Below are 21714 nucleotides of genomic sequence, written 5' to 3'. Positions count from 1 at the left end.
GTGGTCGGTCTACTTGAACCGGAACGTCTCCAGGTTCTTCGGCGCGAACGTCCGCATGTTGTAGTCGTGGTACAGCGCCGACGAGAGGTCCTGCACGGAGCGCTCGTCGCCGTGGACGCACAGCACCTTCTCGGGCCGCGGGTTCATCGTCTTCACGAAGTTCTCCAACCCCTGCCGGTCGGCGTGACCGGAGAAGCCGTCGACGACCTCCGTCCCCATCTCCAGGGTGAGCGTGTCGCCTCGGCTTCCGCCGCCCCAGCCGTCGACCGGGATCTCGTCCCAGCCGTTCTGGATCCGGCGGCCGAGCGTCCCCTGCGCCTGGTAGCCGACGAAGACGAGGTTCGAGTCCGGATCGGGGCCGATGTGGCGGAGCCACGACATGATCGGCCCGCCCTCGATCATCCCGGAGGTGGAGATGATGATACACTCGTCGCCGTCGGCGACCTCCTGTCGCTCGTCCTCGCCGGCGTCGATGTGGTTGAACTGCTCGGCGAGGAACGGGTTCTCGTCCTCGTGGAAGATCCGGTCGCGGAGTTCGTCGCGGAGGTACTCGGGATAGGTGGTGTGGATCGCGGTCGCCTCCCAGATCATCCCGTCGAGGTGGACGGGCATCTCCGGGATATCGCCCTCGCGCATCGCCTCCTCCAAGACGAGCATGATCTCTTGGGAGCGCCCCACGGCGAACGCGGGGATAACGACCTTCCCGCCCTGCTCGTACGTCTCGTTGATGACCTCCTTGAGCGCCTCCTCGGAGTCGGCCTGGTCGGTCTGGTAGTCGTCGCGGCCGCCGTAGGTGGACTCAAGGACGAGCGTCTCGACCCGCGGGAAGTCGTTGACCGCGCCGTTGAACAGGCGGGTGTCTTCGTAGTGGATGTCCCCGGAGAAGGCGACGTTGTAGAGCCCGTCGCCGATGTGGAAGTGCGTGACCGCGCTCCCGAGGATGTGGCCCGCGTTGTGGAAGGTGAGCTTCACGTCGGGCGCCACGTCGGTCACGTCGCCGTACTCCAGCGGGATGGTGTGTTTGATCGCCTCGCGGACCTGCGCCGACTCGTACGGCGGCGTCCGGCCGTCCTTCGCGGCGACGTCGAGGTAGTCCAGCGTGAGCAGCCCCATCAGGTCGCGGGTCGGTTCGGTCGTGTATATCGGCCCGTCGTATCCGTACTTGAACAGGAGCGGTAACAGCGCCGAGTGGTCGAGGTGGGCGTGCGTCAGGATGACCGCGTCGAGCGTCGCCGCGCCCGCGCCGAGCGCCTCGGGGACCTGGAGGTACGGCACCTCGCCCTCCGCGCCGGGCTTGTCGCCGCAGTCGATGAGGATCCGGGTCTCGGGCGTCGAGAGGATGAAGGCCGCGCGGCCGACCTCGCGGCAGCAGCCGAGCGTCGTGATCCGGACCCACTCGTCGTCGGACATCTCCTCGCGGTGGATCTGGCGGCCGACGCGCTCGAGGATGTCGCGGCGCTCCTCGCGCTCGTTCTTCAGGAAGCCGCGCACGTTCGAGACGGTGGAGGACTCGATCGGCGGCGTCCGAACGACCTCGGGGGTCCAGCCGACCTCCTGGGTGATCTCCCGCAGCGTGGAGCCGCGGCGGCCGATCACCATCCCCGGCTTCTCCGCCTCGATGACGACCTCGCCGGTGTCCTCGTGGAAGTCGAGGTCGGTCACACCGGCGTCGTCCGGGATCACCTCTCGCACCTCCTCCTCGGCGCGCGCCGGCGGAGAGAGGGCGCTGGGGTCGGGGCGGACCGTGATTCGTTTCCGGAGCTTGGAGGCGAGCCGGCGGATCAGGTCGCCGTCGCCGGCGAACCGCTTCGGGTCGCGGGTGTACACGACCAGTTCCGGGCCCTCGTACTTGACGTCGGTGACCGTGATGTCGTTCGGAATCTCCTGTTCGATCTCTGATTTCAGGGTATCGAGCTGCTTGTCGACTTGACTCATATCTTACCGCGGGTAGTTGGGTCGCCGCCGCCGTCGAACGCGTCCGCGCGCCGGTCCGCGGCTCGTCGCCGAACGGCCGACCGTGACGGGGGAGGCATAGTGGTAGTACTGTCCGTAGGTGGTTCCGTGCGGGAACAGCCAGCGAAAACCCGCTTAGGTGGACGTATACCCCCGTTATTATAAAACCCTTCGCAAAGGGCAAACCCCTTGTCCGGCGTCGGCGTTCGAATCCCCATGCGCGTCACCCCCGAGACGGTCCGCGACGAGCACGCGTGGGTGCGCGACCGCGCGCCCGTCGTCGTCCCCCTCATCAACGAGACCCGCGAGCGGCTGGGGTCGCTGTTCGAGACGGACGTCGCCCCCGTGAGCCGCGAGGCGTACCGCCGCGAGGTCGACGCCGTCTTCGCCGACGGCGAGGTCGCGGTCAACGTCGCCGGCTGCGTCGCGCTCCTACGCGACCTCGACGTCGCGGGCGACTACCCCGGCTTCGTCGTCGACGAGGTCCTCGGCCGCGAGCTCGCGGCGACGATCGCCGGCGGCCGCCCGCTGTCGCTGCTCGCGGAGGCGACGTTCCACTTCGTGGACGTCCACGTGAGCGAGGACGAGACCGCGCCGGGCGACGACGCCGGGACCGCCGGCGCCGACGACCTCGACGCCGCGCTCGCGGCGGGTTTCCAGACGCGGCTCCCGGGCTGGGAGTGGCGGGAGGGCGAGAGCCCGTTCGCGGTCGGATCAGGGCCCGGAGAAGCGGAAAACGGCGACTGACGCTACGACGTGAACTTCCGGACGAGCTCGTATCCCCGGTCGAACACCGCGTCGGGGAGGAAGCGCGCGAGCACGCCGACGCGGGCGGCCGTGCCGGGCTGGACCCGCGCCGGGGGCCGCGTCGCGCTGGCGGCGTCGTAGACGGCGTCGGCGACGAGCTCGGGCTCGACCGCGCCGGGGCCGTCGCCGCCGATCAGCTGCGCGTCCTCGAACATCGCGTAGAACTCGTCGTAGGCGCCGGAGCGGTCGACGCCGTCGTCTCCGTCGGCGTCGTCGCCGCCCTCTCCGTCCGGATCGACGCCCGCCTCGGACTGCGCGCGCCTCGAGAAGTTCGTCTTCACCGGCCCCGGTTCGACGACGACGACGTCGATCCCGTGCTCGGCGACCTCGTTGCGGAGCGCGTCCGACATCGCCTCCAGGGCGAACTTCGACCCGGAGTAGACGCCGCCGCCGGGGAACGAGACGCGCCCGGCGACCGACGAGACGTTGACGATCGTCCCGTCGCGCTCGCGGCGCATCGCCGGCAACACCGCCTTGACGAGTCGGTGCGGCCCGTACACGTTCACGTCGAACTGCTCGTGTACCTTCGCGGTCGACACGTCCTCGATCGGCCCGAACTGGCCGTATCCCGCGTTGTTGACCACGGCGTCTATCTTCCCCTCCTCGTCTAAGATCCGGTCGACGACGCGGTCGACGTCGGACTGGTCGGTGACGTCGAGCGTGGCCAGTTCACAGCCCGCCTCGCCCAGCGTCTCGACGTCCGCGGGGTTCCGCGCGGTCGCGTACACGGTCCAGCCCTCGTCGTTGAACGCGTGTGCCGCGGCGCGGCCGATACCCGAGGAACAGCCGGTGATGAGTACCGTCTTCTGCACGCGTCGTCGGTCGGCCCCCGTCGGCATAACTCTCCCGACCGGGCGCGAGGCGGACGGGTCGCCGCGGTCGCGGCGATCGCTCCAAAAAAAACGGCCGAGCGGCGGGCGCCTTACTCCTCGTCGGCGTCGCCCGCGTCCTCGGCGTCGCCCGCGTCCTCGGCGCCGTCCTCGTCCTCCTCGCCCGCGAGCAGGTCGCGCTCGTCGAGGATCGCCTCGATCTCCTCGTTCGACCGCTCGGTGTAGCCGTCGTCGTCCTCGACGGTGATCGTGGCGACGCCGACGCCGTCGGGCGCCAGCTCGCCGTCGTTCGACTGCGCGAGGGTGTCGAGCGCGAGCCCGACCGCCTCGTCGGTGGAGAGCCCCTCCTCGTACTCCTCCTCGAGGTAGTCCCGGAGGTCGCTCCGGTCGGAACCGATCGAGAGGGCCTGCCACTCGTAGGGGGTGCCGGAGGGGTCGGTCTCGAAGAGGCGCGGCTCGCCGTTCTCGATCCCGCCGACGATCAGCGCGACGCCGAAGGGGCGCGCGCCGCCGACCTGCGTGTACTGCTGGATGTGGTCGGTGATCGTCTTCGTCAGCGTCTCGATGCCGATCGCCTCGCCGTAGCGCAGGCGGTTCACCTGCGCCTGCCGGCGCGCGAAGTCGATGAGCTGGCGGGCGTCGGCGACGTGGCCCGCGCTCGCGACGCCGACGTGGTCGTCGGCCTTGTGGAGCTTCTCGATGCTCGCCGGCTCCATCAGCGGGGAGCGGGCGCGCTTGTCCGCCGCGAGGACGACGCCGTCCTCGGCGCGGACGCCGACGCTCGCCGTCCCGCGTTTCACCGCCTCCCGGGCGTACTCGACCTGGTAGAGCCTGCCGTCGGGAGAGAAGATGGTGATGCCTCGGTCGTACGCCTGCTGTTGGGATTGGCCCTGCATGATATCACTCGATGTCGAACGCCGCCGCGCCGACGTAACCCGACTCGACCCACACGTCGCACGCGTCCTCGCGCACGACCGCGGGCCGCTCGGCGTCCCCGAACGCGACGTCTCGCTGTGTCGAATTAGCGCCCGCGCGACCCATATATCTTTCCTCACAGGCACGCACCGTCCCCGAGATTCCACGGACGTGGATCCCGACGGGGTCGCCGTCGACCTCGCTCACGCAGGCGATCGCCGCGCGCGCCTCGGCGACGTGGCCGTGCCGGACCCTGACCACCGCTTCCCCCGTCCCGTCGCCGTGCGCGAACGAGAGCAGCGTGAGGTCGGCGTCGGCGCTGCCCGCGTCGCCGATCAGGTTGCCGGCGGCGTACCAGAGCGCGCGCTGGAAGGAGCGGCGTCCGAGGTCGGCGTCGGGCCACGTCTCGATGCCGACCGCGACGTACCGCCAGCGCGGTCGGAGGTGCTTGGGGAGGTGTTTCATCGGGCTCGGCTCACTCCCCGCCCGCGTCGCCGCCGAGCCGCTCCGCGACGATCACGGCGACCTGGTCGTGGACGCGCTCGACCGCGGTCACCGCGAACCCCTCGGCGGTGAACGCCTCGACGAGGGTCCCCACGGTGGCCGGGTCGTCGACATCGGGGCCGTAAAACGGCGCCTCCGGGTCCGCCTCCTCGAAGAACGCGACGTCGCCGAGGACGATCCGGCGGGCCCCCGTCGCGGCCATCACGCGGATCGCCTCGCGCTTCTCGTCGTCCGCGAGGTGGTGGAGCGCGAAGTTCGAGGTGACGACGTCGACCCGCTGGTCCGGGTCGACCTCGGGCTCGCGGAACTCGCCGTACGCGAACTCGACGTTCGCGAGCCCGCGCTCCTCCGCCTTCCGGCGCCCCTCGTCCATCATCCCCTCGCTGACGTCGCGGGCGAGCACGCGTTCGGCGTCGGGCGCGAGCGCCAGCGCGATGGCTCCGGTGCCGGCGCCCAGGTCGAGGACCACGTCGTCGGGGGTCGGGCCGGCGTGCTCGACGACGAGGCTCGCACACGCGTGGTACTCGTCGCTCTTCGAGTCGTCGTACTCCGCCGCCTTCTCGGAGAAGCGCGCCGCGTGCTCCTCAACCGTCTTCTTCATACCTGCCACGTCGGACCCCCGGCTCTATGAAGGCCTCGGAGCGCCGCTCCCGGTTGCGCGCCGCGATCTCGCTCCACGCACGGAGCCCCTCCTCGACCCACTCCGGGTCGAACCCGACCGCCTCGGCGGCGGCGACCAGCTCGCGGGGCGCCCGGAGCGCGAGGTGCGAGCGCGGGTTCGCGCTGACGACGTGGGGCGCGTCGTAGTAGGTCACGATCTCGCGGAGCTTCCGCAGGTCGGAGAGCGCCCGCACCCGCTTCCCGCCGCTCGCGCGGAGCAGCGGGCCGAGGTCGAACTCCACGTGGACCCCGTTGTCGCGGGCCGCCTTCGCGAGGACGTGGTTGAACTCCCCCGGCCCGTCCATCGGGCGCGCGAGGACGTCGACCCGCGGCTCCTCGACCGCGAACCGGTTGAGCCCGTCGTCGCCGCCGACGAGACAGACGACGGTCCGCTCGGACCGGTAGTTGCCCACCGCGCCCGATGCGCTCGTGGCGTCGTCGACGTCGATCTCGACCGCGTCGACGACGTCGACGCCGTACGCCTCCCGGAGCGTCGCCGCCTCCTCCGGGGGTTCGCCGTCCTCGCCGGCCGGGGCGAGCGCGTCCCGCGTGCGGACGACGACCCCGTCGTAGCCGTACCGCGCCGCGGTGGCCGCGTGGCGGGCGACGGTCGCGTCGCCGTCGGGGTGGGCGTGAACGGCCTCGTACATGGCCGACCGTTTCGGCTCCGTCGGTATCGTCGTTGCGCTTTGGGGCGGCGGGGGCGGGGGCTCGCCCCGTCGCCCCCGGGAGACTTTTGCGTCGCTCGCGGGAACCGGAGCCCATGAGCGCCGACTTAGAGGAGAAGACGGACCGCTACGAGCGCATGCTCGCGGACGCGCTGGCGGTCGCGGATCCGCGGCCGCCGGCCGACACCCCCCTCGGCGAGGCCGCGGCCGACGTGACCGAGATGGCCGAGTCGTACCTCGAAGACGGGCGACACTTCCGCGAGGGCGGCGACCCGGTGAACGCGCTCGCGTCGTACTCGTACGGCTACGGGTGGCTCGACGCCGGCGTCCGGCTGGGGCTGTTCGCCGTCCCCGACGACACCGAACTGTTCACGACGTGAGCGGCGGTGCGGCGCCGAACGGGGCCGCGTCGTCGCGGTGCGCTCGCGACTACGCGTCGTCGAGCCGCGGGCGCGCCGCGTCCGCCGCGTCGCCGAGGATCCGGATCGACGCGCCGGTCTCGATCGCGCCGTCCTCGACGATCCTGGCGCGGAGCCCGCCCCGGTGCACCAGCGCCTCGCGGACCCCCTCGCGTTCGAGCAGCGATTCGAGGTACGAGCACGGCTCGCAGAGCTCGACCCCCTCGCAGGTCGCGTCGCCGACGCGGAACCGCGTCCCGACGAGGCGGTTGAGCCCGATACCGCCGGTAGTGAGGTTGCGCCGGTGCTCGTCGGGACCGACGGCGACCCCGTAGTCGCGCTCGACGGCGTCGAGCGTCTCGCCCTCGATCAGCGACAGCTCGCGGCTCACGTCGCGCGCCGACCGCGAGTAGGTCCCGCGCTCGAGGAAGTACCGGTCGCCGCGCAGTCCCCGCCCGGAGACCGCCTCGACGCAGTCTCGCTCCTCCATGGGCGCGCCCGCCTCGGGCGCGACGTGAATCGCCTCGATCCGTCCGGTCATACCGCGTCACACGCTCACGACGGACAAAGCGGTTGCGGCGGGGCGTCGCGGCGGCCTCGAGACAGCCGGCGACCGCGGCCCGTCACCCGCCCCGCTCGCGAAGCTCGGCCAGCACCGCCTCCGTCCCGTCCATGAACCCCTCGTCGAGGACGACGTCGGCGGCGTCGCGGGCGGTCGCGTCCGCGTTGGCGACCGCGTACGACTCGCCGGCGACGCCGAACGTCGAGGCGTCGTTCTCGCTGTCGCCGACGGCGACGAACTCGGCGCCGGCGAGCCCGAGCGCCTCGGCGACGCGTTCGAGCGCCTTCCCCTTGCTCACGTCGGGCGACTTGACGTGGTACGCGTAGCCGGTGTCGACGACCTCGACGCGGCTCTCGGCCGCCGCGGCGACCTCGCGGAGCAGCGCCTCGTCGGCGTCGAGCGACAGCGCCACCTCCGTCTCGCGCCAGCGGTTCACCGTATCGCCGTTGCCCCACCCGATCTCCCCGCCGCGCGCCTCGTAGGCCTCGACGACGGCCCGCGGGACCGCCGGGTCGCCGAGGACCGCCGTCTCGCCGTCGACGTGCGCGACCCCGCCGTTCTCGGCGATGACGGTCTCGGCCCGGCCGAGGAAGTGCGCCAGCGCGACCGGGTAGGGGAACGCCTTCCCCGTCGCGAAGACGACCGGCGCGTCCCAGTCGGGCAACAGTTCGAAAGTGCGGGGATCGATCCGACCGCTCGGCGTCGTCAGCGTCCCGTCGATGTCCAACGCGAGGGGCGGCACCATACCGGCGGTCGGGCGGCCGGGCGCAACTGTCTTGCGTTCGCGCGCGGCGGGAGTCGGCCGCGAGCGTCGAGAAAGGGGGGGGATCAGCGGGCGTCGGCCGCGACGGCTCGGTCGATCGGTCGGTCGCGTCAGGCCGACCACGACGGCCGGTCGAACAGCTCCCGGAACACGAGCGTCGGGAACCGCGGGACGAGCCGGCTCGGCGGTCGCCCCTTCCCGCCGCTCTGGCGGACCGTCACCCGGTCGAGCAACCCCGCGTCCGCGAGCTCGTACAGCACCCGACGCACGGTGGACGCCGAGAGGTCGACCGCGGGCCGCGAGGCGATCGTCTCCGTCGCCGCGCTCACCGATTCCCGGTCGTCCTCCGGCAGGCTGACCAGCTCGTACAGCAGCCGCCGCCGGCTCTCGGAGAGTGCGAGCACCCGCCCCAGCGCGGCGCCGGGCTTCGGCACGCCCTCGATCCCGGCGTCGAGGTCGACCGGCCGGACCGTGGAGGCGCCCGCCCGCTCCGCGCTGATCGCGGCGCCGGCGATCGCGGCGAGCGCGTCGTGGGCGTCGCCGTCGGCCCACTCGCTGACCTCGCGGATCTGGTCGTGGCTGATCGCGTCGCGCCCGAGCCCGGTCGAACACCGGCTCGTCAGCAGCTCGACGAGCACGTGGCGCCGGTACGGTTCGAACGCCACGGCGGCCTCGGGCTCCCACCCGATCGCGTCGGGCGGGTCCCGACCGAGACAGACGGGCGCGATGTGCTCGCTGACCTCGGTGAGCCAGTCGACGACGGTCGTCGCGTCCGGGGTCTCCGGCTCGTTCGTGTGGTCGACGGCGACGACCACCTCCGGACCGGTGCGGACGCCCTCCCGCAGCTCATCGGCGAGCTCGTCGGTGCCGATCCCGTGTTCGGGGACCGGGTCGTCGCCGATCGTCGAGAGGACGTCGTGGTAGAGTCGGAACCGCGTCGAGCCGCGCCGCGCGTCGACGTAGACGAATCCCGGCAGCGTCGGCTCGACCGCCCGCGTCGCGGTCTGGATGGCGCGGCGCGGGCCGCTGTGTGCCGCCAGCCGGTCGAACAGCGCGGAGACGGCGGCCGACTTCCCGCTCCCCTTCGGGCCGTGCACGTAGGTGCTCGGGGGGAGCGAACCGGAGAACGCCGGGCTGAACACGTCGAGTAGCCGCTCGAACACCGGTCCCCGGCCGGTCGGGGACTCCGCGTGCGAGACGGGCGAGACGGCGTCGAGGTCGACGAGGACGCCGGCCCCGGCGTCGTACCCCAGCCGGCGCTCGATCCGATCGTCGATGTTCACGGTCGACCCTCCAGCGCGTCCGAATAAAACAGACACGAACCGCGACGGCGCTGTCGCGGCGGACTCCGGCCGGACGACCGACGCCGCCTCACCAGTGATCGGGCTTGTATCGGTTTATCAGCAGCGTCGAGGCGACGAACACGGCGGCCGCGACGGCGCCGACGATCGCGCCCGCGACGACTCGCGCGCCGATCGGTCCCTCCGCGGTCACCACCACCACGAGGGTGACGACCCCGGCGACCGCGACCATGTTGCGACCGTCGCGTCTCTCGAGCCCCAGCGTCTCCGCGTTCATACCGGCCCCTCGCGCCCGGCGACGTTAAATCCACCTCGAACGCCGTCGCCGCCCGGCGATCGCGACCGGGAGCGGGAACGGAGACGGGACCGCTCCCGCCGCCGTCCACAATCTTAACACCCCCGCCCGCCTCCCGCGGAGTATGTCCGAACCAGAGTTCGACGAGTCGGTCGTCAAAGCCGACAAGCGGAGCAAGGCGGTCGCGCTGCTCGTCGCGATCGCCGCCTTCCTCCTCGTCCGCGAGCTCGTCGTCGACGTTCAGTTCGCCTCGATCACCGCGGCGACCGCCGGCATCGGCGCTCGGCTGTACATCCCGTATCACGCGAGCGTCCGCGTCTCCGAGCCGGACCGGACCTCGATCAGCGACCACCCGACGGCGGGCGCGTATCACCACGGCGCCGCCGGCATCGGGCTGGTGGTCCTGTCGGTCGTCGCCGTCGCCGCGTTCGCGTTCACTCACGGGTTCGTTACCTCGGTTGGTGTCGGGATCATCGCTGGTGTCGTTTCGTATGTGGCTCTTGCCTCGGTGCTTCCGACGGGATAAAAATCGGAAGGCGGCGTTTAGGTGCCCGGCACCCAGATGGAGCCGAGGACGCCGAGGATCGACAGCACCGCGAGGATCGACGCCGTGATGAAGATCGCCGCCGCCGGCGGGTCAGCGTGCGTGTCTCCGTGCGCGTAGAAGACGCGCTGGAAGGCCTCCCCGATCACCGCGCCGAGGAGCCCGAACCCGGCCCCGGCGATCAGGCCGACGGTGCCGCTGAAGCCCGCGCCGGTGAACGCGGCCCACGCCGTCGCGCCCGGGAGCGTCATGTGGTGCGTGACCGGGATCCGGTCGACGCCGAGGTTCAGGAACAGCAGCGTCGCCGCGCTGATACCGAACCCGAGGAAGACGTTTCCGGTCTGGATCGCGGCGTACGCCGCCGCCAGCCCGGACGCCGCGCCGATCGCGGCGACGTGCGACCACTTGTACATGTTCGGCAGCCACGGCTCGACCGCGAGCCGGTCCTCGCTGGACTTGTCGCCGTCGCCGGGCACCTCGTCCGGATCGCGCATCTCCTCGCGCTCGAACGGCCCCATGTCGAAGTAGCCGCTCGCCTTGCTGCTGACGTTCCCGATCACGGAGTAGCCGAACACCGCCCGGTGGAGCAGCGCGCTGGCGACGACGGTGAACGCGATCGGGTCCGTCGGGATCGCCAGGTTCCGGAGCGTCTGTTCGAGCACGATGCCGAAGACGCCGAACGCCGCGCCGACCGCGAGGATGTCAGGTCGACTCCCGAGCGCGAAGCCGATGTCCTTCGCGTTGTGGTAGTCGAAGCCGGACTCCATCGCGCCGTTCTTCGCCGCGTACGCCGACGCCGCCGCGCCGCCGGCGAAGGAGATGTGCGGCCCGAAGACGGGACCGAACCCGACGCCGACGCCGGCCCCCGAGGCCGCGTCGCCGCCGAACACGCCGGCGATGACGAGGAAGCCGGTGAAGATGAACGCCGGGAGCGCACCGAGCGCGGCGCCGAACGCCCCGCCGGCGGCCGCGCCGAGCCAGATCGTCGGATCGAGCAGGATGTCGAGCACCGCCTGGATCGAACCGGCGTTCCACTGCGCGAGCACCCCGCCGGACTGCGCGAGCAGGTCGCCGGACGCGAGCAGCGCCGTAGCCTCGGCGCTCATCTATTCCTCCTCCTCGTCGTCCTGCGCCCAGTTGAGGGAGCGTTCCACCGCGTCGTCCCACCGGCTGTACAGCTTGTCGACCTCCGCCTGGTCCTTCTCGGGGGTGAACTCGCGGTCCACCTGCCAGTTGTCGCGGAGCTCGTCGACGTTGTCCCAGTAGCCGACGGCGAGGCCGGCGGCGTACGCCGAGCCGAGCGCCGTGGTCTCGTCGACCTCCGGCCGGGCGATGTCGGTCTGGATGATGTCTGACTGGAGCTGACAGAGGAAGTTGTTCTTGACCGCCCCGCCGTCGACGCGGAGGCTGGTCGTCTCGACGCCGGAGTCGGCCTCCATGGCCTCGGCGACGTCGCGGGTCTGGTAGGCGATCGATTCGAGCGTCGCCCGGACGATGTGCTCCTTGCTCGTCCCGCGGGTCATCCCGACGATGGTCCCGCGAGCGCGGCCGTCCCAGTGCGGGGCGCCGAGCCCGGTGAACGCCGGCACCATGTAGACGCCGTCGGTCGAGTCGACCGAGCGGGCCAGCTCCGCGGTCTGGGCGGCGTTGTTGATGAGGTCGACGTCCTCCAGCCACTCGATGGCGGCGCCGGTGATGAAGATCGACCCCTCCAGCGCGTACTGGACGGGCTCGCCGGACATCTGGAAGCCGATGGTCGTTAAGAGTCCGTGGTCGGACTTGACGGCCTCGTTGCCCGTGTTCATCAGGTAGAACGAGCCGGTGCCGTAGGTGTTCTTCGCGTCGCCCTCGTCGAAGCAGGTCTGGCCGAACAGCGCGGCCTGCTGGTCGCCTAAGGCGCCGGCGACCGGGACCTCCTCGCCGAGGAAGCCGTCGGCGTCCGTGTGGCCGTAGTACTCCTCGTCGGAGGAGGGGCGGACCTCGGGGACCATCTCCTCGGGCACGCCGAACTCGTCGAGGAGCTCGTCGTCCCACTCCATCTCCCGGATGTTGTACAGCATCGTCCGGGAGGCGTTGGTGACGTCCGTGATGTGGTTGCCCGTCAGGTTGTAGATGAGCCACGAGTCGATCGTGCCCATGACGAGCTCGCCCTCGCGGGCGCGGTCGCGGAGGTCGCCGCCGCGGGAGGCCTGCATCTTGAGCGGCTCCGCGTTGTCGAGGATCCACTCGGTCTTGGTCGCGGAGAAGTACGCGTCGCACTCCAGGCCGGTCTTCTCGCGGATCTCCTCGACCTTCCCCGCCTCCTGGATCTCCTCGACGCGGTCCGTCGTCCGGCGGTCCTGCCAGACGAGGGCGTTGTGGACCGGCTTGCCGGAGTCCTTGTCCCAGACGATCGTCGTCTCGCGCTGGTTGGTGATCCCGATCGCGTCGAGCTGGTCCGCGTCCAGCCCCGCGTCCGCGAGCCCGTCGAGGACGACCTGTTGGGTGTTCTCCCAGATCTCGATCGGGTCGTGCTCGACCCACCCGGGGTTCGGGTAAATCTGTTCGTGCTGTTCGTAAGCGTTCGCGACGACCTGCCCCTCGTGGTCGAACACCATGAATCGGGTACCGGTCGTGCCTTGGTCTATCGCACCGACGTACTGTGTCATGTTCTGGATCCCTCCTGTGGCGCTGGTCCGCACGCAGCGACGTCGCCGACCCCGTCTCGGGCCGTGCCCGAGCGGGTGCGTCTCGGCCCGACCGGGAGTCGGCTCCGCGAGGTGACCTGCCCCGAGCGACCGCGTCCGGCCCGCACGCCGGCCGCACGGCCGCAGTCCGGGGCTCGTCACCGTCGTCGCCGCCTTATATCTTCACGGAAGCTACCACGCCGTTCGTGAACATAATGTACTACCATAATAATCTAACTGTTAAAATCCGCTTTTGAGCGCGGTTGAAAAAGATAGTATATAAAGAAATCGCTGACGCCAACGCTTGCACTACTTGAATGTCCCTGATAGTTATGCGAACTACCGAGGAGGAGGTAAAGTAAAGTGGACGGGGTCCGAGCGGTCGGATATGGACCAACAGGTGGACGTCGTGGTCGTCGGGGGCGGCTCGACCGGCTGCGGCGTCGTCAGGGATCTCGCGCGCCGCGGGCTCGACGCGGTGCTCGTCGAGAAGGGGAACCTGACGCACGGCACGACGGGGCGGATGCACGGGCTCCTTCACAGCGGAGGCCGGTACGCGGTCTCCGACCAGAAGAGCGCGAGGGAGTGTATCGAGGAGAACCGGGTGCTCCGCGACATCGCCGCCCACTGCGTCGAGGAGACGGGGGGGATGTTCGTCAAGCGGCCCGAGGACTCCGAGGAGTACTTCCAGGAGAAGCTGGAGGGGTGCCGCGCGTGCGACATCCCCGTCGAGGTGCTGGACGGCGAGGAGGCGCGCCGCCGCGAGCCGTACCTCGCGCGCGACGTCGAGAAGGCGATCGCGCTCCCGGACGGCGCGGTCGACCCCTTCCGACTCTGCGTCGCCAACGCGGCCGACGCCCGCGAGCACGGCGCCCGGGTCGAGACGCACGCCCCGGTGACCGACGTGCTCGTCGAGGACGGCGAGGTCGTCGGCGTCGAGGTCGAACACGAGACCGGCCCCGGCAAGCGGGTCCACCGCGGGCCCGGCACGACCGAGGAGATCCGCGCGCGACACGTCGTCAACGCCACCGGCGCGTGGGCCGGCAACGTCGGCGAGATGGCCGGCGTCGACGTCGAGGTGCGTCCCTCGAAGGGCGTGATGACGGTGATGAACACCCGACAGGTCGACACCGTCATCAACCGGTGTCGGCCGAAGGGCGACGCCGACATCGTCGTCCCGCACGAGACGGCCTGCATCCTCGGCACCACCGACGAGGAGGTCGACGACCCCGAGGACTACCCCGAGGAGGAGTGGGAGGTCGACCTGATGATCGAGACGCTCTCCGAGCTCGTGCCCGCTCTGAAGGACGCCCGGACGCTCCGGTCGTTCTGGGGCGTCCGACCCCTCTACGAGCCGCCGGGGACCGGCACCGAGGACCCGACGGACATCACGCGCGACTACTTCCTGCTCGACCACGGCGACCGCGACGACCTCCCCGGGATGACGACGATCGTCGGCGGGAAGCTAACCACCTACCGGATGATGGCCGAGTCCATCTCCGACCACGTCTGCGACCTGCTCGGTCACGAGGCGGCCTGCGACACCGCCGACGCGCCGCTGCCCGGCTCGGAGAGCCCGGCGCGCATGGACGAGCTGATGGACGAGTTCGGGCTCCGGTCCCCGGTGGCCCGCCGTTCCGGGCAGCGGCTCGGGTCGCGCGCGGACGACGTGCTCTCCTCGTCTGACCCGAATCCGGTCGTCTGCGAGTGCGAGGGCGTCACCCGCGCCGAGGTGCAGGACGCCATCGGCGACGCCGGCAGCGACCTCAACGCGGTCCGGCTCCGCACCCGCGCCTCGATGGGCAACTGCCAGGGCGGCTTCTGTACCCACCGGATCGCCGCGGAGCTGGCGCGGGAGTACCCGGAGCCCGTCGTCCGCGACGCGGAAGACGAGCTGTATCAGGAGCGCTGGAAGGGTCAGCGCCACGCGCTGTGGGGCCGGCAGCTCTCGCAGGCGATGCTGAACCACCTGCTGCACGCGACCACGATGAACCGCGACGGCGACCCGGCGAACCTCGATAGCGAGGTCGACTTCGGCGCGTTCGACGCCGGCTCGCCGGGTGGCCCGGCCGAGTCCGACGCCGGTAGCGGCGAGGCCGGAACCGCCGCTACGGACGGGGGTCGCTGATGGCGATCGACAGCGACGTCCTCGTCGTCGGCGGCGGGCTGGCGGCGATCACGGCCGCGATATCGGCCTCGCGCGAGGGCGCCGACGTGCGGCTCGTCTCCCACAAGGCGAGCACGCTCCGGCAGGCCTCCGGGCTGATCGACGCGCTCGGCTACGTCCCGGCGACGGAGCCCGCGACGCCGCTCCGCGAGGGGCCGCCGACCGCGGGCCGCGAGCTCGACCGCGACGAGTGGCCCGACCCGGAGGGGCCGCTCGCCGATCCCTTCGAGGGGATCGAGCGACTCCCCGAGAGCCACCCCTACCGGATCGTCGGCGCGGACGCGCTCCGGGAGGGGTTGGCGCTGTTCGACGAGCTCGCGGGCGACGCGTACCGCGGGGGCCACACCGACCGCAACGCGCTCCTCCCCACGTTCGGGGGGAGCGTGAAGCCGACCGCGCGCTACCCGGCCGCCGCCGAGGCGGGGCTCGCGAGCGACGACCGGCCGGCGCTCATCGTCGGCTTCCGGTCGCTCACCGAGTACGACGCGCGGGCGTTCGCCGGCCGGCTGGAGGCCGCCGGCGTCCCGTTCGACGTCGCCGGCGCGGAGGTCGAGTTCGCGGAGGCGTTCCGGGCGGACACGAAGGTCACCCGGCTCGCGAAGGCGCTCGACCACGACGAAGAAATCGACGGCACGCCCGCCCGCGAGGCGCTGGCGAAGGCGGTCGCCCCGCACCTCCACGACGTGGTCGACGAGGCGGGCGGCGTCGACCGCGTCGAGCGCGTCGGCTTCCCGGCGTTCCTCGGCGACGACCGCGGCGACGCGGTGCGCGCCGAGCTGGCCGACCGACTCGGCGCCGACGTGTTCGAGATCTCGATGGGGCCGCCGAGCCTCCCCGGACTCAGGTTAGAGGACCGGCTCTACGACGCGCTCGACGCCGAGGGCGTCCGGTTCGAGACCGGCAACCCCGTCGTCGGCGTCGAGCGCGAGGCGGACGGGCGCGTTGAGGCGGTCGCGGTCGACCGGAAGGGCCGCGAGACGCCGTACGGCGCCGACGCCTTCGTCTTGGCGACCGGCGGGCTCGTCGGCAAGGGGCTCGACTCGGACCGCGAGGGCGTCCGCGAGCCGGTCTTCGACCTCCGCGTCGAGCAGCCGGACGACCGCTACGAGTGGTTCGTCGACGACGCGTTCGGCGACCAGCCGTACGCGCGCTTCGGCGTGCGCCCCGACGAGCGCGGGCGTCCGCTCGACGCCGACGGCGAGGTACAGTACGCGAACGTCTTCGCGGCCGGCGGGGTCGTCGGCGGCGCGGACGTCGCGCGAGAGAAGTCCGCGAGCGGGGTGTCGCTCGCGACCGGCCTCGTGGCCGGGCGGCAGGCGGCGACGGAGGCGACCCAATGACACGACACACGGACGACCACGACGACTCGGAGGGGGCGAACGGGGCGAACGAACCGGATGGCGCGACTGACGGCGACGACGGGAGCGAGACGCGAGCCAGTCCCGGCGTCCCGAAGGCGGGCCGAGACGAGCAGCCGTCGATCTTCGTCCCCGACGACGGGGAGGTTCCGGAGGCGGGTACCGACTCCGACGGCGCCGCCGCGGGCGACGCTCCGACGGCCGAGCGACCGGCCACCGACGGCGGCGTCGAGAGCGCGACCGGCGGCTCCGACTCGGCGGAGCTCGACCCGGACGCGTACGACCCCGTCGACGTGTTCCCCGGGGGCGACCTCGACCTCCGCGAGGGGGCCGACTCCTGTTACAAGTGCACGAGCTGTGACACCTCCTGTCCGGTCGCCGAGGTCGACGACGAGTTCCCGGGGCCGAAGTTCCAGGGCCCCGAGCAGTGGCGGCTCAAGCGGAAGGACGACCACGACATCGACGAGTCGATCACCTCCTGTTCGAACTGCATGCGCTGTGACGACGCCTGCCCCTCCTCCGTGCCGCTCTCGCAGATGCACAACGAGGCGCGCGGCCAGTTCGTCGAATCGCAGATGGAGAAGCTCTCCCGGGAGTACATTCGGAACCGCATCCTCTCGAACTACCGGTTCTTCGCGTCCATCGCGAGCAAGGTGCCCCGGCTGGCGAACGCCGCGACGAAGGTCCCGGGCGCGATGTGGGCCGGCGAGAAGCTCCTCGGGGTCACGAGCGAGCGCGACTTCCCCGAGTTCGCCACGGAGACGTTCCGCGAGTGGTGGAAGGCCCGCGGCGGCGCGCAGGTGGAGGACCCGGACAAGCGCGTGGCGTACTTCCACGGCTGCTACTCCAACTACAACACCCCCGAGGTCGGCAAGGCGATGGTCAGGGTGTACGAGCACTTCGGCTACGAGGTGATGGTGCCCCCGCAGAAGTGCTCCGGCACCCCGATGTTCGCGAACGGGATGTTGAAGGACGCGCGCCGGCACGCGGAGACGAACGTCGAGAGCCTGATCGAGGCCATCGGCGAGGGCGCCGACGTGATCGCCTCCTGTACCTCCTGCTCGATGTCGCTCCGGCAGGAGTACCCGGAGCTGTTCGACATCCACGGGATCGAGGACGTCTCCGAGCACACCTACGAGGCGTTGGAGTACCTCCGGATCAACGAGGACCTGGAGGGCGAGCTGGCGGGCACGAAGCTCGCGGACGAACAGTCGTTCGCGTACCACGCGCCGTGTCACGCCCGCAATCAGGGGCTCTCCCGGCAGGCCGTCGAGACGTTCCGCGACGTCGACGGCGTGACGATGGAGGACGTCGGCGACTCCTGTTCGGGCATCTCGGGCACGTACGGCTGGAAGGAGGAGAAGTACGAGAAGTCGATGAAGATCGGCGAGGAGATGTTCGAACACATGGAGGACGCCGAGGGGGACGTGGGAATGACGGAGTGCCCCACCTGCGCCATGCAGATGGAGCACGGGACCGGGTACGAGATCGAACACCCGCTCCAGCTGCTGGAGGAGACGGTCGGCGCCTGATCGGCAGGCCGTCGGTCGCTCCGCCGCTCGGCTCCGCCTCGGAAGGCCGCCGCCGGGACGCCGATAGACCCGTTTCTCAGACCGGATAACCGCGGACGAACGTTTATGGGTCGAAATTTCGGAGTCGGGGTACGTGACTCTCGAACGGCTCCTCGACCGGTTCGACGGCGTCGAGCGGTCCATCGTGGTCGTCAACCGCACCGACCCGGACCCGGTCGTGAACATGCTCGCCGACACGTTCGGGGAGGGCGCGGTGGACGTGACCGACGGGAGCCTCGTGGGCGACGGCGGCGCCCGGTCCGAGCGCGTCGGCGTCGCCGGCGGAGCGGGACTCTCCGCCGAGCGGCTGACGATGCGCTCGGCGGACGCGGGGGCGGCTCCGGTGATCGATGTCGACGCGCTCCGACGGAACGACGCGGTCCCGTTCGACGGCGACGACCCGGAGGACGTGGAGAACCTCGCGTTGCTCGTCGAGGGCGACGAGGTCGTCGCCGGCTCGACGCTCGGCGAGCTCGGCGACGCCGTGCTGTTCGTGAACTCCGACCTGTACATCACCGGGACTCGGACGCTGACGGACGTCGACCTGCCGGCGGTGATACGCGGCCTCGACGACACGACGTTCACGCTCCGCGGATACCCGGAGTCGAACCGCCAGAAGCTCCTGCTCATCACCATCTCGCGGTTCATCGAGCGCGCGGCGTGGGTCGCCGGCGACGGGACGCTCCGCTCCTCGTTCCAGCGGCTCTCCCGGATCGACGACGAGGTCGGGACGCGCGAGGTGTACGAGAGTGTGGCCGGCACCGGCGTCGATACCCACCTGTACGGGGTGCCGGACGACCTCCCCCGCGGCCTCGACGCGGTGGTCCACGGCGGCGACAGCCGCGATTTCACCCGCAGCTGGTTCGTCGTCTACAGACCGCCGGAGGGGCCGCACTCGGTCGACGACGTCGCCGGCCCGGACCTCGAGCGCGGCGTCGAGGGCGGCGTCGGCCTCCTCGCCGTCGAGACGGAGCCGCGGGTCTGGCGCGGGATGTGGACGTTCGACGAGGCGCGCGTTCGCGCGATGAACCGGTACATCGAGCGGAATCTGTAGCGTCGCGGTAACCGAAACCCGCCCCGGTCGGCCGCCGACGAAATCGTATTTATTTCTCTCGGGCTGAATCTAACCCGTGAGTTCATATTCTCCGAGCGGTGACGGGAGACCATGTTTACGGAGCGGTCCGACCTCGTCGCCGACGGCGACCCCGTCCGCGGGTACGGCGTCGCGGTGACGCCCGGACGGGACGGACCGCTCGTCTTCGTCGCGGGCTACGGGGAGCCGAACCGGCTGTACGCCCGCGACGGCGACCGCTTCGTCGACACGGCCTGCGGCATCGTCGCCGACGGGACCCGCCACGGGATGGGCGTCTGCGCGGCCGACCTCGACGCCGACGGCTGCGAGGAGGTGTACGTCCACAACTGCACCAAAGGCGTCGACGGCGGCGGCGACCCCGACCTCCTCTTGAGCCGGCTCGAGTCCGACGGCTACCGCTGGACGGACGTGTTCGCGCTCGACGTCAACGCCGACCGCCTCGACGTGCGCGCCGGCCGGTCCGTCGCCGCGCTCGACCGCCTCGGGACCGGTCGGTACGGGGTCGCCGTCTCCGGCTACGCCGCTCCTCTCGCCTTTTACGAGCTCGGCGACGACGGCGAGATCACCGACATGGCCGGCGCCGTCGGGCTGGAGGTCGACGGCGGCTGTCGGTCCCTGCTCGCGGTCCCGCACTGCTCCGGCGAGGGCGACCTGTTCGCGGGCGTCGAGCGCGGCCCGAACCGCCTCTTCCGCAACGAGAACGGCCACTACGACTCGACCGGCGGCGGCGCGCTGGCCGACCCCGCGGGCGACACCCGCGGCGCCGCCCTCGTCGACGAGGGCGGGACGTTCGCGTTCGCGGTCGGCAACGAGGACGGGCCGAACCGCCTCCTCCGCCACGGCCCCGACGGCGGGTTCGAGGACGTCGCGCCGGCGGCCCTCAGCGAGCCCGACCGCGTCCGGACGGTCGTTGCGGCCGACTTCGACAACGACGGCCGCGAGGAGCTGTTCTACAACGTCTCGGGCGAGCCGAACCGGCTCTACGAGCGGGTCGGCGGCGACGGGTCGGACGCGGGTGACGACGCCTCTCGCTGGGAGCCCGTCGACCCCGGTCCAGCCGCCGAACCGGACGGCTTCGGCACGGGCGCGGTGGCGGCCGACCTCGACGGCGACGGCGTCTTAGAGCTCCTCGTCGTCCACGGCGAGGTCGCCGCGCAGCCGATCGCGGCCTACGAGGTCCCGGGCGCCGCCGACGCCGGGTGGCTCCGCGTCCGGCCGACGACGCGGCACGGGGCGCCCGCCCGCGGCGCCGTCGTCAGGCTGGAGACGACCGCCGGGATCCAGCGCCGCACCGTCGACGCCGGCGGCGGCTGCCTCTGTCAGACCGAGCCGGTCGCGCACTTCGGGCTCGGCGGGGCAATGCCGCGTCGCGCCGTCGTCCGATGGCCCGACGGCCGCGAGCGGATCCTCCCCGATCCCACGCCCGACGCGGAGATCGACGTCGAACACCCCTCGAAAGGGCGGTCGCCGCCGAGCGGGGGTCGCCGGGTCCACGGCGACCGGCCCCTCGGACGGTAGCGGGAACGAGGGGGCGACCGCCTCGGTGACCGCGGCGGAGCGGTCGACGTCGGCGGCCGGTCCCCGGATCGCCCGGCCAGAACTGCCGCCCTTCGCGGGTTCAAGTGTCCGGGGACGCACGGACGGGTATGGTAGATCCGACTTCCGACCTCGAGGAGGACGTCGACGAGGAGTCCGCGCCGCGCTGCGCGACCTGTGGGGGGCCGGCGCTCGGCGTCGGTCGCCGAACCGTCACCTGGGTCGACGGCGCCGACGTCGAACACCGCCGCTTCTGTTCGCAGGCCTGTCGCGACGACTGGGAGGACGAGCGTCCCTCGGCGGGCCGCTGACCGAACGGTCGGGACGGGGATCGGCGGACCGCGCCTCGCGGGAGGCTTTTTCAGTACGGGGGTGGTATCTCCCCGTATGATATCGCTCGACGAGGCCGTGACGGCCCGACTTGAGTCGCACGGAGAACGCTTCGAGGTGCTGATCGACCCCGACGCGGCGCTCGCGATGAAGCGAGGCGAGTTCGAGGGCGACCTGGAGGACGTGATCGCCGCGGAGGACGTGTTCGAGAACGCCTCGCGGGGCGATCGCCCGGCCGAGGAGGACCTAGAGACCGTGTTCGGCACGACGGATCCGCTGGAGATCATCCCCGAGATCGTCGAGCGCGGGGAGATACAGATCACCGCCGAGCAGCGCGAGGAGATGATGGAGCGGAAGCACAACCAGCTCGTCACCACCATCACCCGCAACGCGGTGAACCCGCAGATGGACGACTCCCCGCACCCGCCCGAGCGCATCGAGCGCGCGCTGGAGGAGGCCGGGTTCCAGATCGATCCGATGGAGCCGGTCGAGAACCAGGTCGACGACGCGCTCGAGGCGCTCCGCCCCGTCATCCCGATCCGCTTCGAGGAGGTGACGATGGCGGTCCAGCTCCCCGCGGACTACGCGGGCTCCGGGCAGGCGCAGATCCGCGAGTTCGGCGACTTGGAGCGCGAGGAGTGGCAGAACGACGGCTCGTGGGTCGGCGTGCTCACGTTCCCCGCCGGGCTGCAGAACGATCTGTACGACCTCGTCAACGAGGTCACCTCCGGCGAGGGCGACGCCCGCGTGATCAAGGACAAAGACGAGCTGCGGACGCGGTAGGGGTCGGCGA

22 protein-coding genes are annotated in these 21714 nt (G+C 71.3%); 10 read left to right on the top strand and 12 right to left on the bottom strand.

The features are described from left to right. Positions 1-9: 9 nt before the first annotated feature. A complete protein-coding gene (locus FGM06_RS11090) occupies positions 10-1935 on the bottom strand; it encodes a beta-CASP ribonuclease aCPSF1 (RefSeq protein WP_144799312.1) in 1926 nt (641 codons plus the stop codon). Positions 1936-2169: 234 nt separating this feature from the next. Here FGM06_RS11090 and FGM06_RS11085 point away from each other — a divergent pair, with 234 nt between their 5' ends. Continuing rightward, the gene (locus FGM06_RS11085; protein WP_144799311.1) at positions 2170-2700 is read left to right on the top strand and encodes a hypothetical protein; all 531 of its coding nucleotides are present in this window, start codon (positions 2170-2172) and stop codon (positions 2698-2700) included. 2 nt (positions 2701-2702) lie between these two features. Here FGM06_RS11085 and FGM06_RS11080 read toward each other — a convergent pair whose 3' ends face one another. The 5 genes from FGM06_RS11080 to FGM06_RS11060 form a co-directional block, all read right to left on the bottom strand. Further along, on the bottom strand, positions 2703-3599 hold the full coding sequence (locus tag FGM06_RS11080) for an SDR family oxidoreductase (RefSeq protein WP_144799310.1): 897 nt from the start codon (positions 3597-3599) through the stop codon (positions 2703-2705). 83 nt (positions 3600-3682) lie between these two features. Further along, positions 3683-4486 carry an archaeal proteasome endopeptidase complex subunit alpha gene (gene psmA, locus FGM06_RS11075; RefSeq protein ID WP_144799309.1) on the bottom strand — a complete coding sequence of 268 codons (804 nt, stop codon included), beginning with the start codon at positions 4484-4486 and terminating at the stop codon, positions 3683-3685. Between the two features lie 4 nt (positions 4487-4490). Further along, positions 4491-4970: an Rpp14/Pop5 family protein gene (locus tag FGM06_RS11070; protein ID WP_144799308.1), complete on the bottom strand. Its 480-nt coding sequence runs from the start codon at positions 4968-4970 to the stop codon at positions 4491-4493. Positions 4971-4980: 10 nt separating this feature from the next. Continuing rightward, on the bottom strand, positions 4981-5610 hold the full coding sequence (locus FGM06_RS11065) for a class I SAM-dependent methyltransferase (RefSeq protein ID WP_144799307.1): 630 nt from the start codon (positions 5608-5610) through the stop codon (positions 4981-4983). Beyond that, positions 5594-6319, bottom strand: a complete 726-nt coding sequence (locus tag FGM06_RS11060; RefSeq protein WP_144799306.1) for an RNase P subunit p30 family protein — start codon at positions 6317-6319, stop codon at positions 5594-5596. The genes FGM06_RS11065 and FGM06_RS11060 overlap by 17 nt, the downstream gene beginning before the upstream one ends. 113 nt (positions 6320-6432) lie before the next feature. Between FGM06_RS11060 and FGM06_RS11055 the strand changes: the two genes are divergently transcribed. Then, positions 6433-6717 carry a DUF357 domain-containing protein gene (locus FGM06_RS11055; RefSeq protein WP_144799305.1) on the top strand — a complete coding sequence of 95 codons (285 nt, stop codon included), beginning with the start codon at positions 6433-6435 and terminating at the stop codon, positions 6715-6717. Between the two features lie 49 nt (positions 6718-6766). On the opposite strand, the gene FGM06_RS11050 is transcribed toward FGM06_RS11055, so the two are convergent. From FGM06_RS11050 to FGM06_RS11035, 4 genes are all read right to left on the bottom strand, one after another. After that, positions 6767-7276: an MOSC domain-containing protein gene (locus FGM06_RS11050; RefSeq protein WP_144799304.1), complete on the bottom strand. Its 510-nt coding sequence runs from the start codon at positions 7274-7276 to the stop codon at positions 6767-6769. An 82-nt stretch (positions 7277-7358) separates the two neighbouring features. After that, on the bottom strand, positions 7359-8042 hold the full coding sequence (locus FGM06_RS11045; protein ID WP_144799303.1) for an HAD-IIB family hydrolase: 684 nt from the start codon (positions 8040-8042) through the stop codon (positions 7359-7361). A gap of 128 nt (positions 8043-8170) precedes the next feature. Continuing rightward, a complete protein-coding gene (locus FGM06_RS11040) occupies positions 8171-9343 on the bottom strand; it encodes a Cdc6/Cdc18 family protein (protein WP_144799302.1) in 1173 nt (390 codons plus the stop codon). Between the two features lie 88 nt (positions 9344-9431). Further along, a complete protein-coding gene (locus FGM06_RS11035; protein ID WP_144799301.1) occupies positions 9432-9638 on the bottom strand; it encodes a hypothetical protein in 207 nt (68 codons plus the stop codon). Positions 9639-9780: 142 nt separating this feature from the next. Here FGM06_RS11035 and FGM06_RS11030 point away from each other — a divergent pair, with 142 nt between their 5' ends. Next, positions 9781-10182: a hypothetical protein gene (locus FGM06_RS11030; RefSeq protein ID WP_144799300.1), complete on the top strand. Its 402-nt coding sequence runs from the start codon at positions 9781-9783 to the stop codon at positions 10180-10182. A gap of 17 nt (positions 10183-10199) precedes the next feature. On the opposite strand, the gene FGM06_RS11025 is transcribed toward FGM06_RS11030, so the two are convergent. Then, entirely contained in the window at positions 10200-11306 is a 1107-nt protein-coding gene (locus FGM06_RS11025) for a hypothetical protein (RefSeq protein ID WP_186311007.1), read from the bottom strand. Then, the gene (gene glpK, locus FGM06_RS11020) at positions 11307-12848 is read right to left on the bottom strand and encodes a glycerol kinase GlpK (protein WP_144799299.1); all 1542 of its coding nucleotides are present in this window, start codon (positions 12846-12848) and stop codon (positions 11307-11309) included. Between the two features lie 406 nt (positions 12849-13254). On the opposite strand from glpK, the gene glpA reads away from it, so the two are divergent. From glpA to FGM06_RS10985, 7 genes are all read left to right on the top strand, one after another. Further along, on the top strand, positions 13255-14994 hold the full coding sequence (glpA, locus tag FGM06_RS11015; RefSeq protein ID WP_144799298.1) for an anaerobic glycerol-3-phosphate dehydrogenase subunit GlpA: 1740 nt from the start codon (positions 13255-13257) through the stop codon (positions 14992-14994). Continuing rightward, complete coding sequence (gene glpB / locus FGM06_RS11010) at positions 14994-16373, top strand: glycerol-3-phosphate dehydrogenase subunit GlpB (RefSeq protein WP_144799297.1); 1380 nt, start codon at positions 14994-14996, stop codon at positions 16371-16373. Before glpA ends, glpB begins: the two co-directional genes overlap by 1 nt. After that, positions 16370-17923, top strand: coding sequence for an anaerobic glycerol-3-phosphate dehydrogenase subunit C (locus tag FGM06_RS11005; RefSeq protein ID WP_144799296.1), 1554 nt, complete (start codon positions 16370-16372; stop codon positions 17921-17923). Before glpB ends, FGM06_RS11005 begins: the two co-directional genes overlap by 4 nt. A gap of 133 nt (positions 17924-18056) precedes the next feature. Then, entirely contained in the window at positions 18057-19016 is a 960-nt protein-coding gene (locus FGM06_RS11000; RefSeq protein ID WP_144799295.1) for a hypothetical protein, read from the top strand. 111 nt (positions 19017-19127) lie between these two features. After that, entirely contained in the window at positions 19128-20573 is a 1446-nt protein-coding gene (locus FGM06_RS10995) for a CRTAC1 family protein (protein ID WP_144799294.1), read from the top strand. 128 nt (positions 20574-20701) lie between these two features. Further along, positions 20702-20902 carry a DUF7576 family protein gene (locus FGM06_RS10990; protein ID WP_144799293.1) on the top strand — a complete coding sequence of 67 codons (201 nt, stop codon included), beginning with the start codon at positions 20702-20704 and terminating at the stop codon, positions 20900-20902. A gap of 76 nt (positions 20903-20978) precedes the next feature. Next, on the top strand, positions 20979-21704 hold the full coding sequence (locus FGM06_RS10985) for a ribosome assembly factor SBDS (RefSeq protein ID WP_144799292.1): 726 nt from the start codon (positions 20979-20981) through the stop codon (positions 21702-21704). Positions 21705-21714 lie beyond the last annotated feature (10 nt).

Origin of the sequence: Halorubrum depositum (assembly GCF_007671725.1) — an archaeon.
GTDB lineage: Archaea > Halobacteriota > Halobacteria > Halobacteriales > Haloferacaceae > Halorubrum > Halorubrum depositum.
This window is presented reverse-complemented; position numbering and strand designations above follow the sequence as displayed.

Excerpts from the sequence above, each read along its gene's own strand:
- FGM06_RS11080 (WP_144799310.1), bottom strand. The coding sequence starts at position 3,599 with ATGCCGACGGGGGCCGACCGACGACGCGTGCAGAAGACGGTACTCATC.
- FGM06_RS11050 (WP_144799304.1), bottom strand. The coding sequence starts at position 7,276 with ATGACCGGACGGATCGAGGCGATTCACGTCGCGCCCGAGGCGGGCGCG.
- glpB (WP_144799297.1), top strand. The coding sequence starts at position 14,994 with ATGGCGATCGACAGCGACGTCCTCGTCGTCGGCGGCGGGCTGGCGGCG.
- glpK (WP_144799299.1), bottom strand. The coding sequence starts at position 12,848 with ATGACACAGTACGTCGGTGCGATAGACCAAGGCACGACCGGTACCCGA.
- FGM06_RS10985 (WP_144799292.1), top strand. The coding sequence starts at position 20,979 with ATGATATCGCTCGACGAGGCCGTGACGGCCCGACTTGAGTCGCACGGA.
- FGM06_RS11070 (WP_144799308.1), bottom strand. The coding sequence starts at position 4,970 with ATGAAACACCTCCCCAAGCACCTCCGACCGCGCTGGCGGTACGTCGCG.
- FGM06_RS11055 (WP_144799305.1), top strand. The coding sequence starts at position 6,433 with ATGAGCGCCGACTTAGAGGAGAAGACGGACCGCTACGAGCGCATGCTC.
- FGM06_RS11025 (WP_186311007.1), bottom strand. The coding sequence starts at position 11,306 with ATGAGCGCCGAGGCTACGGCGCTGCTCGCGTCCGGCGACCTGCTCGCG.
- glpA (WP_144799298.1), top strand. The coding sequence starts at position 13,255 with ATGGACCAACAGGTGGACGTCGTGGTCGTCGGGGGCGGCTCGACCGGC.
- FGM06_RS11030 (WP_144799300.1), top strand. The coding sequence starts at position 9,781 with ATGTCCGAACCAGAGTTCGACGAGTCGGTCGTCAAAGCCGACAAGCGG.
- FGM06_RS11090 (WP_144799312.1), bottom strand. The coding sequence starts at position 1,935 with ATGAGTCAAGTCGACAAGCAGCTCGATACCCTGAAATCAGAGATCGAA.
- FGM06_RS11085 (WP_144799311.1), top strand. The coding sequence starts at position 2,170 with ATGCGCGTCACCCCCGAGACGGTCCGCGACGAGCACGCGTGGGTGCGC.
- FGM06_RS11065 (WP_144799307.1), bottom strand. The coding sequence starts at position 5,610 with ATGAAGAAGACGGTTGAGGAGCACGCGGCGCGCTTCTCCGAGAAGGCG.
- FGM06_RS11045 (WP_144799303.1), bottom strand. The coding sequence starts at position 8,042 with ATGGTGCCGCCCCTCGCGTTGGACATCGACGGGACGCTGACGACGCCG.
- FGM06_RS11035 (WP_144799301.1), bottom strand. The coding sequence starts at position 9,638 with ATGAACGCGGAGACGCTGGGGCTCGAGAGACGCGACGGTCGCAACATG.
- FGM06_RS11060 (WP_144799306.1), bottom strand. The coding sequence starts at position 6,319 with ATGTACGAGGCCGTTCACGCCCACCCCGACGGCGACGCGACCGTCGCC.
- FGM06_RS11005 (WP_144799296.1), top strand. The coding sequence starts at position 16,370 with ATGACACGACACACGGACGACCACGACGACTCGGAGGGGGCGAACGGG.
- psmA (WP_144799309.1), bottom strand. The coding sequence starts at position 4,486 with ATGCAGGGCCAATCCCAACAGCAGGCGTACGACCGAGGCATCACCATC.
- FGM06_RS10995 (WP_144799294.1), top strand. The coding sequence starts at position 19,128 with ATGTTTACGGAGCGGTCCGACCTCGTCGCCGACGGCGACCCCGTCCGC.
- FGM06_RS10990 (WP_144799293.1), top strand. The coding sequence starts at position 20,702 with ATGGTAGATCCGACTTCCGACCTCGAGGAGGACGTCGACGAGGAGTCC.